The 17,489-nt window shown below is 51.1% G+C and carries 17 protein-coding genes; 12 read left to right on the top strand and 5 right to left on the bottom strand.

Annotated features, from left to right (window positions below):
• Window positions 1–8 precede the first annotated feature (8 nt).
• Both P2H89_RS32920 and P2H89_RS32915 read right to left on the bottom strand, forming a co-directional pair.
• Window positions 9–1,541 (bottom strand): RagB/SusD family nutrient uptake outer membrane protein, encoded by a 1,533-nt coding sequence (locus P2H89_RS32920; RefSeq protein ID WP_275835341.1) that lies wholly within the window; start codon window positions 1,539–1,541, stop codon window positions 9–11.
• A 10-nt stretch (window positions 1,542–1,551) separates the two neighbouring features.
• On the bottom strand, window positions 1,552–4,686 hold the full coding sequence (locus tag P2H89_RS32915) for a SusC/RagA family TonB-linked outer membrane protein (RefSeq protein WP_275835339.1): 3,135 nt from the start codon (window positions 4,684–4,686) through the stop codon (window positions 1,552–1,554).
• Window positions 4,687–5,045: 359 nt separating this feature from the next.
• Here P2H89_RS32915 and P2H89_RS32910 point away from each other — a divergent pair, with 359 nt between their 5' ends.
• The 8 genes from P2H89_RS32910 to P2H89_RS32875 all read left to right on the top strand — a co-directional run bounded on the left by P2H89_RS32910 (window position 5,046) and on the right by P2H89_RS32875 (window position 12,057).
• Window positions 5,046–5,396 carry an L-rhamnose mutarotase gene (locus tag P2H89_RS32910; protein ID WP_275835337.1) on the top strand — a complete coding sequence of 117 codons (351 nt, stop codon included), beginning with the start codon at window positions 5,046–5,048 and terminating at the stop codon, window positions 5,394–5,396.
• A gap of 109 nt (window positions 5,397–5,505) precedes the next feature.
• Window positions 5,506–6,819 carry an L-fucose:H+ symporter permease gene (gene fucP, locus P2H89_RS32905; protein WP_275835335.1) on the top strand — a complete coding sequence of 438 codons (1,314 nt, stop codon included), beginning with the start codon at window positions 5,506–5,508 and terminating at the stop codon, window positions 6,817–6,819.
• A gap of 45 nt (window positions 6,820–6,864) precedes the next feature.
• Window positions 6,865–7,629, top strand: coding sequence for a glucose 1-dehydrogenase (locus P2H89_RS32900; RefSeq protein ID WP_345799383.1), 765 nt, complete (start codon window positions 6,865–6,867; stop codon window positions 7,627–7,629).
• A gap of 9 nt (window positions 7,630–7,638) precedes the next feature.
• Window positions 7,639–8,376 carry a (Fe-S)-binding protein gene (locus P2H89_RS32895; RefSeq protein WP_275835333.1) on the top strand — a complete coding sequence of 246 codons (738 nt, stop codon included), beginning with the start codon at window positions 7,639–7,641 and terminating at the stop codon, window positions 8,374–8,376.
• A 24-nt stretch (window positions 8,377–8,400) separates the two neighbouring features.
• Entirely contained in the window at window positions 8,401–9,783 is a 1,383-nt protein-coding gene (locus P2H89_RS32890; RefSeq protein WP_275835331.1) for a lactate utilization protein B, read from the top strand.
• Complete coding sequence (locus tag P2H89_RS32885; protein WP_275835329.1) at window positions 9,783–10,352, top strand: LUD domain-containing protein; 570 nt, start codon at window positions 9,783–9,785, stop codon at window positions 10,350–10,352. The genes P2H89_RS32890 and P2H89_RS32885 overlap by 1 nt, the downstream gene beginning before the upstream one ends.
• A 49-nt stretch (window positions 10,353–10,401) precedes the next feature.
• Complete coding sequence (locus P2H89_RS32880) at window positions 10,402–11,256, top strand: fumarylacetoacetate hydrolase family protein (protein ID WP_275835327.1); 855 nt, start codon at window positions 10,402–10,404, stop codon at window positions 11,254–11,256.
• Window positions 11,257–11,271: 15 nt separating this feature from the next.
• Window positions 11,272–12,057 carry an SDR family oxidoreductase gene (locus tag P2H89_RS32875; protein ID WP_275835326.1) on the top strand — a complete coding sequence of 262 codons (786 nt, stop codon included), beginning with the start codon at window positions 11,272–11,274 and terminating at the stop codon, window positions 12,055–12,057.
• Between the two features lie 104 nt (window positions 12,058–12,161).
• On the opposite strand, the gene P2H89_RS32870 is transcribed toward P2H89_RS32875, so the two are convergent.
• Window positions 12,162–12,725 (bottom strand): hypothetical protein, encoded by a 564-nt coding sequence (locus P2H89_RS32870; RefSeq protein ID WP_275835324.1) that lies wholly within the window; start codon window positions 12,723–12,725, stop codon window positions 12,162–12,164.
• 41 nt (window positions 12,726–12,766) lie between these two features.
• A complete protein-coding gene (locus P2H89_RS32865; protein WP_275835322.1) occupies window positions 12,767–13,660 on the bottom strand; it encodes an MBL fold metallo-hydrolase in 894 nt (297 codons plus the stop codon).
• Between the two features lie 151 nt (window positions 13,661–13,811).
• Between P2H89_RS32865 and P2H89_RS32860 the strand changes: the two genes are divergently transcribed.
• Entirely contained in the window at window positions 13,812–14,588 is a 777-nt protein-coding gene (locus P2H89_RS32860; protein WP_275835320.1) for a carbonic anhydrase family protein, read from the top strand.
• A gap of 48 nt (window positions 14,589–14,636) precedes the next feature.
• Here P2H89_RS32860 and P2H89_RS32855 read toward each other — a convergent pair whose 3' ends face one another.
• Window positions 14,637–15,209, bottom strand: coding sequence for a hypothetical protein (locus P2H89_RS32855; RefSeq protein WP_275835317.1), 573 nt, complete (start codon window positions 15,207–15,209; stop codon window positions 14,637–14,639).
• A 224-nt stretch (window positions 15,210–15,433) separates the two neighbouring features.
• On the opposite strand from P2H89_RS32855, the gene P2H89_RS32850 reads away from it, so the two are divergent.
• The 3 genes from P2H89_RS32850 to P2H89_RS32840 all read left to right on the top strand — a co-directional run bounded on the left by P2H89_RS32850 (window position 15,434) and on the right by P2H89_RS32840 (window position 17,486).
• Window positions 15,434–16,075 (top strand): response regulator transcription factor, encoded by a 642-nt coding sequence (locus P2H89_RS32850; RefSeq protein WP_275835315.1) that lies wholly within the window; start codon window positions 15,434–15,436, stop codon window positions 16,073–16,075.
• A gap of 163 nt (window positions 16,076–16,238) precedes the next feature.
• Complete coding sequence (locus P2H89_RS32845) at window positions 16,239–16,883, top strand: porin family protein (protein ID WP_275835313.1); 645 nt, start codon at window positions 16,239–16,241, stop codon at window positions 16,881–16,883.
• A gap of 75 nt (window positions 16,884–16,958) precedes the next feature.
• On the top strand, window positions 16,959–17,486 hold the full coding sequence (locus P2H89_RS32840) for a hypothetical protein (protein WP_275835311.1): 528 nt from the start codon (window positions 16,959–16,961) through the stop codon (window positions 17,484–17,486).
• The last annotated feature ends 3 nt before the right edge of the window (window positions 17,487–17,489 follow it).

Here is a 17,489-nt window from a genome sequence, read left to right as displayed (position 1 = left end):
GATCAATTTTAATCGGTGTACGCTTCATTTTGGATCAGCTTCTTGTTGGCGTTGAGCACGGACCTATTGATGGGCCACACAATCTTACGCAGGTCGGGGAAGCCCACTACGTCACTGCCCGCAGCAGCCTGGCGTCTTTTCAACACAGGGTCCATCACCTTTTGAACGTGGTTGGTACGTACCAGGTCGAACCATCTTTTACCTTCTCCATAGAGCTCATATTGCCTTTCCTGGAGAATAGCATCTTCCATGGCCTCCTTGCTGGCTACGGCCGCTTCACCAGCTACAAATTCCGGTACACCGGCGCGTTTGCGGATGAAGTTGAGGTATTTGAGTGCTCCCGCGAGATCACCATTGCCGTTCAGCGCTTCTGCATACAGCAGGTACATATCGCCCAGGCGGTACATGGTTACATAGGCCGGTATTTCTTCGGGCGTAGCCGGGAAGGTATACGCAGCTGTTGGGTTAGCCGGCGAATTATAATACTTGATGAACCGGTCGCGGTTGTTGGCCCATACGTCATGTGTCTGGCGCACCCGCACATCGGGCAGAGCGGCAGTGTTCTGGTAAGGAAGGAAATATTTATTCCAAACATCCAGATCGATGATATACTGTTTATTGTTGGGCGTATAGGAAATACTCATGCAAGCACAGCCTGCAGCAGCGAAACTCCAGTCGATCGTCCAGATGCTTTCTATACTCTTATCAGGGGCCGTGAACATCTGCTTCCAGGTAGCGGTAGGCTGCAGGTCGGTGATAGCCAACCCTCCGAATACTTTACCAGTAGGCGCTTTTGCCTTGAAGAGGTTCTGGAACCATTTGATGGCATTGGGATAATCCTTTTTCCACATGTACACATCGGCCATCAATGCGCAGATAGCACCTTCCCCAATGCTCCATACGATGGGCGTTTGGTTTTTCAGGGTGAGTGAATAGGCTTTATCAAGGTCCTTGATGATCACTTCATCGATGATCTTCGAAGCCGATTCACGCGCACGGTTTGCCGTATCGGAAAGGCTTTCATAAGGCTCCGTCCAGATAGGCGCATCACCCCACACCCGTACGATGTAGAAGTAGGCCATGGCCCGCATGGCATAGCTCTCCGCCAACGCCTTATCGATCACTTCTTTGGTAACGCGGCTATCGTATTGCGCCGCCCCGGCCACTTTCTTGATATTTACATTGGCACGATAGATCACATTGTACAAGCCAGTCCAGGAAGCGAACTCATTATCGGGCGTGAGGCCGTTAAGCGTGATCTCGTTGACCACCGGCGTTGTATAACTTACAAAACGCTCAAAATTATCGGAACGATGCTCGCCCCAGATATGATAACGGTCTTTGTACTGTCCCTCGCCCACCATCTGATCCTGGAACAACTTGTACATGCCAGACACAGATGCATCTACATCATATTTGCTTTTGAAGAACTGCGACTCGGCAACTTCTGCCAGCGGGTCTTGTGTAAGAAACTTCTTACAGCTGCCGGCCAGCATCGTCAGCAGCAGTAAGCCTGGTATATATAATTTTTTATTCAGCATTGCAATCAATTTAGAAGTTAATATTTACACCTAACCCTACTTCGCGGCGCTTGGGATACTTACCGGTATCATCGCCTGGCGTCAACACATTGTTCGAACTAAACTCAGGATCATACCCGGTGTAATTGGTATAAGTGAGCAGGTTTTGTCCGAAGACAAAGGCGGTAATTCCTTTCGCAAAGACCTTATTGGCCAGGCTTGGCTTCAACGTATACGTAAGGCGTACGTTGGAGAGCCGAACAAAAGAACGGTCTTCGAGGTAAAGGCTGTTACCATGCTGCTTCAGGCTTCCGCGATTGGTACGTTGCGGATAATAAGGCATGGTGGCAACATCACCCTGCTTTCTCCAGGAGTTGGCCAATACCTGCGGTGAACCGGGACCAGTATTCGTAGGATAATTGGCATTGTATTGAAGCGTATTGTAGATCATACCTCCCCAGGAAGCGTTGATCAATACAGAGAGCCCCCATTGCTTGTAGCGGAAGTTATTGACAATACCGAGGTAAAAATCCGGCTGATAGTTACCGATCACATGCCTGTCGGCATCATTGATCAAACTGTCCGTGTTCATATTCTGCCATTCCGTGTCGCCTCCTTTCAGCTTACCGGAGGGATCATAGAGACTGTATACTTTATCAGTATAGGGTTGTCCATTGTAGGAGTATGACGCCTTACCGTTTTCGTACAGGGGCTTGCCGTCTTTATCCAATACAACAGTGAGCTTTTGCCAGTCGCGGGTATAGGCATTGGATTCATCCCACTGATACACACCCAGGTTTTTCCAGCCAAAGAAGTTACCGATGGCTTTTCCTTCTTCCACATACCATTTATTGCCGGCCACAAAAGAAGCATGATTGGCCAGTTCCACGATGTCGCCGCGTTCGAAGGAGATATTACCACTGATGTCCCAATTGAACCCTTTGCCCACAATGGGTGTTCCGCTCACGACAAACTCCAGACCTCGGTTGCGGATTGTACCTACGTTGGTAGTAACGACCGAGAACCCGGTTTCATTGGCCAGCGGACGATCGTACAACAGTTCCTTGGTAGTCTTGATATAGTATTCGGTAGAGAACTGGAGGCGTCCTTTGAAGAAGCTCAGTTCAATGGCAGCATTTTTCTGTTCTACGGTTTCCCATTTCACAAAAGCATTACCGAAGCGGTTGCTGGTATACGCACTTCCTACGCCACCATAGCTACCATCAAACTGGTATTTGGTGAGGTGATCGTAATAACCGATCTGGTCATTACCTACCTGGCCATATCCTACACGTACGCGGGCATCATTGAGGAATCCCCAGGCCCACTGCATAAACTTCGCGTCGGAGAAACGCCAGGAAGCTGAACCCGAGAAGAAGTTACCGTATTTATTCTCCGGACCGAAGCGGGAGGAACCATCCCTGCGGTATACGCCCGACACGTTGTAAGTGCCTTTATAGCTATAGTTCCAGCGGGTGAACAAACTTTGAGAGGTAACCCCAACGGCGTTGGTATAGGTTTCTGTGGGCACCAGGTAAGAGGGGAAGGTTACAAACACCTCTTCATTCACCACGTTCTTGAATTCGCTGTGGTGAAGATCGTTACGGCGTTTGTCGGCATTGAAACCTACTACACCCTGTATGTTGTGATCACCGATCTTCTTGTTGTAGTTGAAGAAGGCCTGGTATTCCCAATAGAAGTTCTTGGCCATTTCATTGGAACCATTGTTCTGATCCCGGTTGCTTGACAAAATACGGGGAGAGAACTGGATATTTTGTCTGTTCTCGAGAATGGCATTGAACGTTGTAGTGAAGGTAAGGTCCTTATATATCTGGTACTGTAAGTTATTGTTGAGCTGACCAGACATGATCTCCTGTTCGTTCTTTTCATACAGGGCATTTGCCAGGGGATTTCTTTTGGAACCGATGTAACTGGTTAAAGAACCATCGGGGTAAAAGATCCGCGAGAAAGAAGGACGATCGAACACCACATTCACAGTACGGGCTACGGGTATAGCGTTACCCTTTTGCCATACGAAAGTAATGTTGTTGCTGTATTTCAGCTTGGGAGAAGCCTGGTAATCGACATTGATGCGTGCCTGTAATCTCTTTACATAGCTATTCGGAATGATGGATTTATCGTCGAGGTAATTCAGGCCGGTGTAATAGGTCAAACCCTGTCTGCCGCCACTGACACCCAGATTCACCTGTTGTTTGATGGCGGTTTCGCCCAGCAACAGGTCCTGCAGGTCATTGTCGGAGTTGAAGCCGGGATTGAGCGAGTCGGTATTACCGCCTGCACCGGGATTATCGTTCTGCAACCGGCGGAAATCACGTACCCCCTGTGCATTGTTGATGGGAAGTTTGTGAGCCAGCTTGCCAAATACGCTGGTATAGTTGAGATCGATGCGTGGCTTGCCTTCTTTACCTTTCTTGGTAGTGATGATGATAACACCATTGGCAGCTCTTGAACCATAAATAGAAGCAGAGGCAGCATCTTTCAATACTTCAATGCGCTCGATATCCATGGGACTGATGCTGGCGCCATTGGGATTGATCACCCCATCCACCAGATACAGCGGCCCGTTGCCGGCGTTGAGTGAAGAAGCGCCACGGATCTGGATAGAGCCTTCTGCACCGGGAGCACCACCACCGTCGTTCACGACGAGGATACCGGCGCCCTGGCCCTGCAAGGCATCAAACAGGTTGATGGGCTGACGCTCTTCGATCTGTTTGGAACTTACAGAGGAGATAGACCCCGTTACATCTCGTTTCTTTTGTTTGCCGCCATAACCGATCACCACGACATCGTCGAGGTTGGAGGTGCTTTCGCTGAGCGATAAGCTGATCGTGGTGCGGGCGCCAATATTCTCTACTTTGGCCAGATAACCAACAGAGGAGAATTCCAGCTCGTTCTTGTCGGCGGGCAGGGAGATGGTGTACTTACCATCGGCATCGGTAGTGACACCGTTGGTAGAACCTTTAATGTTCACGCTAACTCCCTGGAGTGGTTTTCCTTTAACGTCGGTCACCACGCCGGAGATCTGGCGCGACTGGGCCATCACCATAGAAGCCGGGAATTGTAAAAGCAGGAGAAAGAGGGGGAGATACCACCAGGGCCTGGTCCTGTTCGGGACCCGGGTGCGCTGAAAGAGCTTCTTTTCCATAAAGCATGCAATTTTCTGTGTTTTGCGACAGCCGGCTGGGTGGCTCAGCTACCGCACGGAACGTTTTGTAAATCGGGTTTATGAACCCCTGCGATCCCAACGCAATCGGTTGAGACGGATATAGCAATTAATGTTTGGTGTTTTTGTTAATTGCAGGTTTAAGCAGGTTACGCATGCAAATACGGAACAAATCAGTATGTTGAATTTCATGTTATTGCCATTATTATAAACTATTTTGGCAAGGCATGTATATATTCACGAACATTGATGAATATTGAGGTTAGATTTTGTCTTGACAAACCAGATAGCGCAGGACAGCCAAATTCAACTAAACATTACTTTCGACCCATTACGTTGTTATGAGCATACAAAAACGATATTGCCTGGCGCTCGATCTGAAGAATGATCCGGTGCTTATTGCTGAATACGAATTTTACCACAGAGCCGTGTGGCCGGAGATACTGCAATCCATTGCAGGCAGCGGCATCGAACAACTGGAGATCTATCGTATAGAGACCAGGCTCTTCATGATCATGGAAGTGAACGATACGTTTTCGTTCGACAAAAAAAGCATCGCCGACGCGGCCAATCCCATTGTGCAACGCTGGGAAGAGCTGATGTGGCAATACCAGCAGGCCCTACCCTCGGCGAACCCCGGAGAAAAATGGCTGCTGATGGATAAAATATTCGATCTCAAAGCCAGTTTATAGCATCCCGCTTCCGGGAACGATTGCGCTCATCACCCGGAACGGCCATCCATTTTTGACTAATTTCAACCCGACCAAATTACCCAACAGCTATCGTTAAAACTTTCTATTTATGCCAGGAATTGCTTCGCCAACGCTTCCCAAACAAACAACCGGTACCGGGAAGATCATGCTACTCCCCTTTATCCTTGTAACCAGCTTATTCTTTTTCTGGGGTTTTGTGCACAACCTCGACCCCATTCTGATACCGCATTTGCGGAAAGCCTTTCTGTTGAACGACCTGCAATCGTCGCTGGTAGATTCAGCCGTATTCATCGCTTACTTCCTGATGGCCCTGCCAGCCGGATACGTAATGCGTAAGTTTGGTTATAAGTGGGGTATTTTACTAGGCTTATTGTTCTTTGGTGTGGGCTGCTTCCTCTTTATCCCGGCCGCCGATACGCGTCAATACATCTTCTTCCTGGGCGCTTTGTTCGTGATCGCCTGCGGCCTGGCCTTCCTCGAAACAGCCGCTAACCCGTATGCAACCGTATTGGGCCCGCCCCACTCTGCCACCCAACGCCTCAACCTGGCTCAGTCGTTCAACGGCCTGGCTGCCATGGTGGCCCCGCTGATCGGCAAGCAATTCATTCTATCGGGCAAAAACTATACAGAAGAAGAGTTGAACGCAATGCTGCCGGCTGTCAAGGATGCTTACCTGCAATCGGAAGCCGACAGCGTAAAGATGCCTTACCTTATTCTTGGTATTGCCATCATCATTGTGGCCATCGTGATCTATTTTACGCATATGCCCGATACCAAAGAAGAAGGTGACAAGGAAACGAAAAGCGTTTTCCATGCCTTCCGTCACAAGCACCTTACCTGGGCGGTGATTGCCCAGTTCTTTTATGTGGGCGCACAAGTATGTGTTGGCAGTTTCTTTATCAAACTGTCTATGCGGGTTGGCCTAACAGAAGGCCAGGCAGCCACCTACCTGGCATTGGGCTACGGACTGGCTTTTATGGTCGGTCGCTTTGTAGGTACCTTCCTGATGCGCACCATCAAACCCGCCACCTTATTAACCTGGTACGCCGTGATCAATGTGGTGTTGAGCATCGTGGCCATTTTCGCTACCGGTATTGCCGCCGTCTATTCATTGATCGGTATCGCGTTCTTTATGAGTATCATGTTCCCAACGATCTTCTCCTTAGGCATCCAGGACCTCGGCAACGATACCAAGCTGGGCTCCAGCCTCATCGTGATGTCGATCGTGGGAGGCGCCTTGCTACCACCGGTATTGGGCGTCATTTCTGATGCCACCAACAATATCCAGTATGGGTATATAGTTCCGTTGATCTGCTTTGTGGTAGTAGGCTATTTTGGCTGGAAGGGACATAAGACAAAGTCACTGGGTGAATACGAGGAGGCCTTTAGAGCAGGACAGTGATAAGCGGTTTAGTTTATAATTTTACACGTTTTAATAACAGAAGAGATGTTTTCATTAGCAGGTAAGAAAGCAGTAGTAACAGGAGGCGGCAGCGGTATTGGCAGGGCCATTTCCGTATTGTTTGCCCAACAGGGCGCCGAAGTGCACATTATTGAGCTGAGCGAAGAGAATGCCACTGCCACCGTGCAGGAGATCACAGCGGCCGGCGGCACCGCCACCGCCCATAGCTGCAATGTGGCCAACCAGGCCGATGTACTGGCCACCTTCCAAAAGATCGGGGCCCTCAACATCCTGGTGAACAATGCCGGCATTGCGCACATCGGCAAGGCCGATACCACATCCGAAGCCGATTTCGACCGCGTGATCAATGTAAATGTTAAAGGCGTGTACAACTGCCTGCACGCTGCAATCCCTCAATTACGGGCTGCAGGCGGCGGTGTGATCGCCAATATGGCCTCCATTGCGGCCTGGGTAGGATTATCCGACCGCTTTGTATATTCTACCGCCAAGGGCGCCGTGATGGCTATGACGCTGTCGGTAGCCAAAGATTATATCGGTGAAAATATCCGTTGTAATTCCATATCCCCTGCGCGCGTGCATACCCCGTTCGTAGATGGCTTTCTGAAAAACAATTACCCCGGCCGCGAAGCCGAGATGTTTGAAAAATTATCCAAAACCCAGCCTATCGGTCGTATGGCCCAACCATCGGAAATAGCTGCCCTTGTCCTCTACTTGTGTAGTGACGAGGCTTCTTTCATTACGGGTTGCGATTATCCCATCGATGGCGGTTTTATCACGTTGAATAGTTAATTATTTGTGATGCGTGTAGCCCTGTTCATTCCGTGCTATGTAGACCAGTTTTATCCCCAGGTAGCCATTGCTACGCTGAAGTTGCTGCAACACCTGGGGCTCGAGGTGCACTACCCTATGCAACAAACCTGCTGCGGCCAGCCCATGGCCAATGGAGGCTTTGAGCACCTCACCCATTCGTGCAACAGCAATTTCATCAAGGCCTTCGATGGCTATGACTATATCGTTTCCCCGTCGGGCAGTTGTGTGCTGCATGTAAAGGACCACCTGCACGACCACCAACAGGAAACCAAAGCCACTCAGATACGACAGCGGGTGTATGAGCTGTGCGAATTCCTCACCGACATCGTGCAGGTGCAATCGATCAAGGCATCTTTCCCCAAAAAAGTGGCGCTCCACCAGGGTTGCCATGGACAGCGGGGACTGAAGCTGGCGGCTTCTACAGAAACGGTAGTGCCCTGGTTCTCCAAACCGGTGCAACTGTTGAAAATGGTAGAAGGACTGGAGTTGGTTGACCTCGACCGGCCCGATGAATGCTGCGGTTTTGGCGGCACTTTCTGCGTAACGGAAGAAGCCGTATCCTCGGCCATGGGCCTTTCGCGCATTGCCGACTATGCCAAACACGATGCCCATGTGGTAACCGGTACCGATATGAGTTGCCTCATGCATCAGGAGGGATTGATCAAACGGCGCAAGCTGAATATGCAGATACTGCACATATCGGAAGTACTGGCAGCAGGCTTATAGTTTTTCATTACACCATTCATTCACATGCACACCAAACCGATACCACACGCCGAAGCGGCCAGCGCCTTCCTCGAAAACAAGGAAAGGGTGCAATGGCACGATGAAACGTTGTGGTTTGTACGTTATAAAAGGGATAAGATCGTTAATGAGATCCCGGAGTGGGAGCAGCTGCGCGACCTCGCTTCGCAGATCAAGGACCATACCCTCTCCCAACTCGACCAATACCTTGGGCAATTCGAAGCCGCGGCCATAGCCAATGGCGTTACCGTACACTGGGCGGCCGATGCAGCCGATCACAACCGCATTGTGCACAGCATACTGGCCAAACACAAGGCACAAAAGATCGTGAAGAGCAAATCCATGCTCACCGAAGAGTGCCACCTCAATGAATACCTCGAAACACAAGGTATCGAAGTAGTGGATACCGACCTGGGCGAGCGCATTGTGCAACTGAACAAGGAGATGCCCAGCCATATCGTGCTACCTGCTATTCACATCAAGAAAGAAGAAGTGGGAGAAATATTCCACCAGCACCTCGGCACCGAAAAGGGCGCTTCAGACCCTTTATACCTGGCCCTGGCAGCCCGTGAGCACCTGCGCCAGAAATTCCTCGCAGCCGATATCGCCATCACCGGCGTAAACTTTGCCGTTGCCGAAACCGGCGCCATCGTGGTTTGCACCAATGAAGGCAATGCCGACCTGGGCGCCCACCTGGCCAAAGTACATATCGCGTGCATGGGTATCGAGAAACTCATACCCCGTACCGAGCACCTGAGTGTGTTTCTGCGCATGCTGGCGCGCAACGCCACCGGACAAAATATTACCGCCTACTCGAGCCATTTCCGCAAACCGCAACCTGGATCGGAAATGCACATCGTGATCGTAGACAATGGCCGCACCACCCAACTCGGACGCGAAGCCTTCCGCAACTCGTTAAAATGTATCCGTTGCGGCGCCTGCCTCAATACCTGCCCCGTATACCGGCGCAGTGGTGGTCATAGCTACCACAATGCCACAGCAGGGCCTATCGGGGCCATCCTGGCGCCCAATCTCGACATGCGCAAGAATGCCGACCTGCCCTTTGCCTCCACGCTTTGCGGCTCGTGTACGGATGTATGTCCGGTCAAGATCGATATTCACAATCAGCTATACCAATGGCGGCAGGTACTTACCCAGGAAGGTCATGTACCCGCGGCCAAGGCGGCCGGCATGAAAGTAATGGCCGGCGTACTCGCCTCTCCTGCCCGCTATAGCTTTGCGGGCAAGTGGGCCAGGAAGCTGTTGCGCTGGTTCCCTTCGCTGGCCTTGAACAAAACATTCAACCCCTGGGCAAAACAACGCGACCTGCCGGCGCCGCCGAAAGAAAGCTTCCGGGAATGGTATCAAAAAAACGGAGGTAGTAAGTAATGAGCCGAGAGAAAATACTGGCAGCAGTTAAGCAAAATAAACCAGCGCCTGTACCTTTACCGGAGATGTTGTCGTTTGCCTACCCTGTCACCGATCTGACGGCCGCCTTTACGGCCGCCATCACCAAGGCTGGCGGGGCAACGAACATCGTGAAAAAAGGACAGCCCCTGACTCCGGCTATCAAAGCTTTGTTCCCGGATGCCCAACGTATCGCCGACTTCATAGAAGGCGATACAACCACCAATGCAGCCCTGCTGCAGCAGCCGGCCTTGCTGGATGTGGTAGTGCTGAAAGGACAGCTTGGTGTGGCAGAGAATGGCGCTATCTGGGTTACGGATAAGGATTGTGTGGAAAGGGTTTTACCTTTCATTACCCAACACCTGGTGCTGGTGATCGACCAGCCAACCCTGGTGGGCAATATGCACCAGGCCTATGCCGTGATGGGTCAGCAGAATCCCGATTACGGCGTATTCATTGCCGGCCCGTCGAAGACGGCGGATATTGAACAGTCGCTGGTGATCGGCGCCCATGGCCCGCGCAGCATGCAGGTGTTCATCGTGGAGCCATAGCAACACCACAACCATTTGTATTCTACTTATTAAACTATACTGAACAGCAATGAAACTAATCCGATTTGGAGAACCCGGCCAGGAAAAGCCCGGTGTAGTACTGGATGGCAAGCGTTATGATGCGTCTTCCATCACCCGTGATTATGATGAGACCTTCTTCGCCGACGGCGGCATCGCGAAACTGCAGGCAGCGCTCGACAAGAAGCCTACCCTGCCCGAAGTAGCGGCCAATGTACGTTGGGCTGCCCCGCAGGCAAGGCCCTCCAAGATCATTTGCATCGGGCTGAATTATGCCGACCATGCTGCCGAAAGCAATATGGCGCTGCCCAAAGAACCGATCGTGTTCTTCAAATCAACCACAGCCCTGGTAGGTCCCAACGACGACCTGGTGATCCCTAAAAACAGCACCAAGACCGACTGGGAAGTAGAGCTGGCCGTGATCATCGGCAAGAAGACTTCTTATGTAGAAGAGAAAGATGCTGCTGACTATATAGCGGGTTATGCCCTGCACAACGACTACAGCGAACGCGAGTTTCAGCTGGAGCGCGGTGGCCAGTGGGTAAAAGGCAAGAGCTGTGATACGTTTGCGCCACTGGGCCCCTGGATCGCTACAGCCGATGAGATCAAGGATGTGAACAACCTGCGCCTTTGGCTGAGCGTGAATGGCAAGATGTACCAGGATGGCACCACCAAAAACCTCATCTTCAATGTCAACTTCCTGGTATCATACCTGAGCCAGTTCATGACCCTGCTGCCGGGCGATATCATCTCCACCGGTACACCGGCGGGTGTAGGCCTCGGTCAAAAGCCCACCCCCATTTACATCCAACCAGGCGATGTGATGGAACTGGGCATCGACGGTCTGGGTACCAGCAAACAGGTAGCCAAAGCATATCAACCTTAAAACACTTATTGCCATATGGATCTTCAACTGAAAGACAAGGTCATCATTGTAACAGGCGGGGCCAAAGGGATCGGAGAAGGCATTTCTAAAGTACTGGCGGCAGAGGGAGCTATTCCCGTTATCCTGGGTCGCAATGAGGAGGACAATATTAAAACGGTGAACGATATTAAGGCGGCTGGTCAAAAGGCTGCACAGGTCGTTGCCGAACTCACCCAACCCGAAGCCTGCGAAAAGGCCGTACAGGAGGTGATCAAACAGTTTGGCCGCATCGACGGTCTGGTGAACAATGCCGGCGTTAATGACGGCGTTGGCCTGGAAAATGGCACCTATGAAGCGTTCGTGGCTTCGCTGCACAAGAACCTGATCCACTATTACCTCGTGGCGCATTATGCACTGCCCGAACTGAAGAAATCGAAAGGCGCGATTGTGAATATCAGTTCCAAGACCGCCGAGACGGGCCAGGGCGGAACATCGGCTTATGCCGCTTCCAATGGCGGCCGCAATGCGCTGACGCGTGAGTGGGCCGTGGAATTATTGCCTTATGGTATTCGTGTAAATGCGATCGTTGTGGCGGAGTGCTGGACGCCTTTGTATGAAAGGTGGATCAAGGGCCTGCCCGATTCGGAAGCCAAACTGGCGTCGATCGTTTCGAAGATTCCCCTGGAGCACCGCATGACCACTTCCGAAGAGTTGGGTAATGCGACGGCCTTCCTGTTGTCGTCGGCATCGAGCCACACTACCGGCCAGCTGATCCATGTAGATGGCGGCTATGTGCACCTTGACCGGGCCGTCAGCCAGTAGTACCGGTGCTGCAACGCAACCAGCCGATGCAGCCAACAAACCATGTTGAGGTTAGATTGAGATTTAGATAAGACCTTGTGGGGAGCAATCCTTCACAAGGTTTTTTATTTCCGTCCATTCCGGAGTGCCTTCACCCGCATCACGACGATCAGCACGGCGGCAGCGCCCAATACACCGCTGAGCATTATTTTGACAGGCATACTGAATTCGTGGTGATAAACAGCAAAGTCGGGTTGTGCTTTGTCTACATAATCCACCTGCAGGATCGCCAGGCGGATACTGTCAGTTGCCCCTTCTTCCAGGTAAAGCAGGCGGGCAGGCCTTGAAGTTTCATCACCGCAGGAGAGCCAGTCGGCCACGGGCACTTCCATCTGGTAAGCGCCATCATTTCCGGTAAAGAGTCGCTGCCAGAGGATCTTGCCATCAGCATCCTTCACAAACAAGCGGCGGTCGCCCCGGTAAGGCACACAACGATTATAATTGATGCGGATCGTCTCGTTACGATCGCTCTCATCGAGCTGCAGGAACTTGTCGCCCACTTCCCGCACCACTACCTTGTCCCTTAAATGGATCTGGTAGTTATCGACGGTATCTGCCAGCGCGCGGAGCCCGGTGGCAGTAACGAGACAAAGGAGTAAGAAGCATATTTTATAAAAAGGTCGGCTCATAGTAATTGAATTGAACGAACGCTACTAACCGCTTTAGCGGGTTATTTATTGTTGATGGCGGGCTGCTTTAATATATCCCGCACCACTTCTCCGGGCAGGAGGCGGCGCACGGGAATATTGATCGCATATTGCTCACAGAGGCTACGTATTTTTTGATCGATCTGCTCCGGGCTGTAGCGCGAAGAAAAATGCCCCAGCACCAGTGTGCCAATCTCCAGGCCACTCACCATTTCCATTACTTCTTCCAGCTGACTGTGCTTATGGCCATGCGCCAATAGCTTTGCATCTTCCGTCCCTCCGAGGAAAGTGGCTTCGTGTATCAATACCTGGCAATGGTTCCACCGCTCCAGGTCTTCAACAGGGCTATCGGCCGAATAGCCGATCATGGTAGAGCGTACTTCGGTAGTCGTTTTATCTTTACCCTGCTCCTGTATGATCTTGCGTATCTCATCGCCGGGCAGTCCTACCAGGTCGGGCCGCAACTTGGTACGCACCTGCTGCACTTTAAAACTCAAACTCTTGGTGATACCGGCGGGCGCTTCCACATGACCGTTGCGTATCGCCTCTACCTCTATACCATCCCTTATGGAGATACGTTCTCCTTCCCGGATGGGCAGCCACTGCGTGCCGCTTACATGCGGATCGAAGCGCGCCGTAAAATCACGAAGGGCAGGAAACGAAGAAGAATCCTTTGGATAGTAAATGAGGGGCAAGCCCTCCCGGGCATTCAATTGGTTGAATTGAAAAAGGCCGGTGAGGTGGTCCCTGTCGGGGTGCGAGATAAACACATGACTTGCTTTCCGGCTCTTTTGCATCAGGGTCGAAGCGATCCCATCACCCGCATCGAGCAGGAGGCCCAGTTCATCAACAAAATACCAGGTAGAAAAAAGGGCGGTTGAATAACCAGTGATCGTATAAGTCATGCCTGCATCCATAGCGAACGTAAGATAGAACTTTGCCCGGTTTTATAAAACTGCCCGGGCCAACCGGAAGAATTGTTACATTTAATTTAGCAATAATCCTGCCCCTACCTTCCCCTTTACTGTAGAGAACGCAACCCGGATCACAGCCAATAAAACGAAAAACATGACAAATTCCTTTCATGCGGGGCTCCTCGCCATTACCGCCACCTGCCTGCTGCTCTCCTGCAGGGATGCAGCCAACACCCCCAACACCGCCACGACCACTACCACTACCGCCAGCGATTCTGCGCAACCCACCGTACAGGTAATTCCGCGCCGCGAGCGGGTGCTCACTGCCGAAGAGCAAAAGGCCTTAACGCCCGACCAGGTACTTGAAAACCTAAAAGCCGGCAACCAACGGTTCGTTCGCAACGATGTTACGGCGCGCGATCACTCGGCCATGGTACGCAATGCCAGCCCGGCACAGTACCCGAAAGCCGTTATTCTCTCCTGCCTGGATAGTCGCGTTCCGGTAGAAGATGTATTCGACAAAGGAATCGGTGACCTGTTCGTAGCACGGGTAGCCGGTAATTTTGTCAATGAGGATATATTGGGCAGCATGGAGTATGGCTGCAAGGTATCGGGCGCCAAACTAATTCTTGTATTGGGTCACGAATCCTGCGGGGCCATCAAAGCCGCTATCGACAATGTGAAGCTGGGCAACATCACGGCCATGCTCACCAAGATCAAACCGGCCGTTGCCAAATCGCAGGATTTTAATGGCGAGAAATCGGCGGGCAATGCTGCATTCGTGGAGCATGTTGCCAAAAACAATGTCATCAATACCATCAACGAGATAATGGCTAAAAGCCCCATCCTGAAGGAAATGGCCGACAAGGGCGAAATAAAGATTGCGGGCGCCTACTACGACCTTAAAACAGGTGAGGTGGTCTTCCTGTAAAGGACAGACCACCCCGGTTAGCCATGAATAATGAATAAAACGGATCGTCTACTGCACCCAGCTGTACACGAACACAGGATCCTCGTGGTCCACGTCGGTATCGAGATAGGTATAAAAATAAGTCTTGCCATCGATCGTCTTTATCTCCCAACGGTATACATCAGGCTTTAGATCGTCGCCTGCCGCGTCTCTTTTTGTGGTACCATTGCCCGATGAACATTTATCCTTGATGGTCTTGAAATTTCCTTTTACCGGATAGATCGTAAACTTATCGCCTTCGAAAACCACCGTACCTTCTTTGTAGGTGTAATGCTCCGTTACACAAGTGGAAGCCGTGCGCACGCCCAGGTATTGCCAGAACTTTATTCTCCCTTTTCCGTTCACATTGGAAAAAGTATACTCCCGGCCGGCTTCGTATTCATTACCCAGCCTATGGCCATCGCGGTCGAAGTAAGAGATCGCCGATAAAGTGCCGGAGAACCAGGTACCGGTGGCCAACTGATCGGGCACTTTACTGGCAGGGGATTGTTGAAACAGGTCTTCAGACGAGTCGCCGGACTTCTTACTGCAGGAAGATCCGACCAGCAGCAATGCACTCAGCGCAATCACAAATGGATTCATGACGTTTGTTTATTGATTTTATTAGTTGATAAAGTGTTACCGCGCGGCGCTGGTGTATTCCCGTCCGTTGGGATACATTTCCAGTCATCGATTGGAGGTACAAAAGAACTGCGGCGACCAGGCTTTTTTTTCAGTAGCAGGACTGAATTCCATTTCTACGTATTAATACTTACATTTGACCGCACCGGTCAGCAGCCAGCTCAGGCAAGCCGGTGAACTCAGTTATGGAACTCATCAAAACAGGTGTCATAGACGATCATACGGTAGTGCTTAACGGATTGCAGGCTATGTTTGAAAACCATGACCGCATCAGACTAAGCTTTTCTACGACCTCACCCGAGGCGTTGCTCGATTATCTCGCTTCCAATACGCTCGATGTTTTGTTATTGGATATCCAACTGCCCGGCACTTCGGGCATCGATATTTGTAAACAGGTGCTCAAATTGCAACCAGCTGTTCGCGTGCTCGCCTTTACCAGCTCCGACGACACCCGGCACATCAAACAGATCATGCGCATGGGCGCGGCTGGTTATGCACTCAAGAATACCGATCAGGAAACACTGGCACAGGCCATCCTGACGATTCATGAAGGCGGAGAGTTTCTCGATGAAAGCATTAAGAAAAGCCTGCTAAGTGAAAGCCTTTCCGGCCAGCGCCGGTCGATGTTTGAGATACCACTCACCAAAAGAGAATTGGAGATACTGAAGCTCATTGGGGAAGAGAACAGCAACCAGCAGATATCGGAAAAGCTGTTCATCAGTCTGCGTACAGTAGAAACACACCGGCTCAATCTCTCTCAAAAGCTCGGCGCCAAGAACACGGTATCGCTGGTGCGGGAAGCCCTGCGTCGTGGATTGATCGAGTGAGTCTAACTTTCACAGAAAGCATCCGAATCCCCAAAGCAGCATACGGCTCCGTGACGGAATTGCCCCCACAGCGACAGCATCCGGTAGAATGCCCTACTGTTCGTCGTTTTTGCGCTTCAACAAAATGGGGTTACTTTTAGGGCCGACTCCAACCACATCGAACATGAAAGCATTTTATTTACTGGTGGCCGTTATGGCAAGTACGCTCGGCGCCCTGGCGCAAGGGCAGTTAGGCATCAAGGCTGGGGGCAGTATCAATACGGTCAGATACCGGGATGCAGACCCCAACAACGCGAGTATCGGCTATTATGCAGGGGCCTATACGTTGATCAGGCTCACCCAATCGGATCTTTTTCTGCGGCCGGAAATTCAATATTCCCTGAAAGGTTATCGCTCCCCACTGACCGGCGCGAATGGCCAGGTAACCTGCCGGTTGAATTATATTACCCTGCCCATCTTACTGATGGCGCCTGTTGGAGATAAGATACAAACGATGGCTGGCTTCGAGTTCGGCTATCTTATGAAAGCCGTAGAAAAATACCACAATACCAAAAATGATATTACCAGCCGGTTCCAGCATTTCGACTGGGGGCTGAATATCGGCGGCGCCTACCTGATCACCCCAACGCTGGGCGTGGAATTACATTACAATTATGGATTCCGCGGACTGGTGAAAGGCATCACGGTAGACGGTAACGGAAACCCTACCGGCACCAACCGCGACGGCGCCAACCGGGTGGTGCAGATAGGTTTATTTTATGCACTCAGCTCCCCGTCGTCGGGTGCACCTGGTAATCCTCGGTTTTGATGCACCCTATCCTACATCCTTAAACCCCTACTGATGCAACGAAAACTCAACTGGCGGCTTATCCTGGTACATGGGGTGGCTTTCTTTTTCCTGATCCGGGCATTCCAAAGCTTTTCACTCCTTACCAATCTGAAGGTGCTGAATCTTGCCAACGAGTACTATCAACAACAGGCCGGCACTGATCAGGATCAAATGATAAAGTACCTGTTTGAGAAAGGAGTTAACGCATATGACATCTCTTTTTTTCACTTTAGCACCCAAATATCCGCTATTTTGGGCGGCCTTGTAGCGTTCATCATCTCACTGGTGATATGTCGTAAAAGGGGTTGGTCTGTGCTTCATCCGATCATTATCCTGGTGTCGTTTTATATACTTTCACTGCCCGCACTAGGCATCAGAACACTTTCAAAACCTTTGCTTGCATTCGTAACCAGCAATACACCAGGTATAGTAGCTGGAACAATTATAGGCGGCTTACTTTACGGGTTGCTGGGCCTACTGCTTATTTTCCGTGAAGGTCCCAGGCAGTTTATTGAGAAAGGTTGGCGCTTAAAGAAAAACGCGGATACTGCGGAAAAGCAGCCAGACAACGATCCGCAATAGCAA

It is taken from the genome of Paraflavitalea sp. CAU 1676 (assembly GCF_029223285.1).
Lineage (GTDB): Bacteria > Bacteroidota > Bacteroidia > Chitinophagales > Chitinophagaceae > Paraflavitalea.
This window is presented reverse-complemented; position numbering and strand designations above follow the sequence as displayed.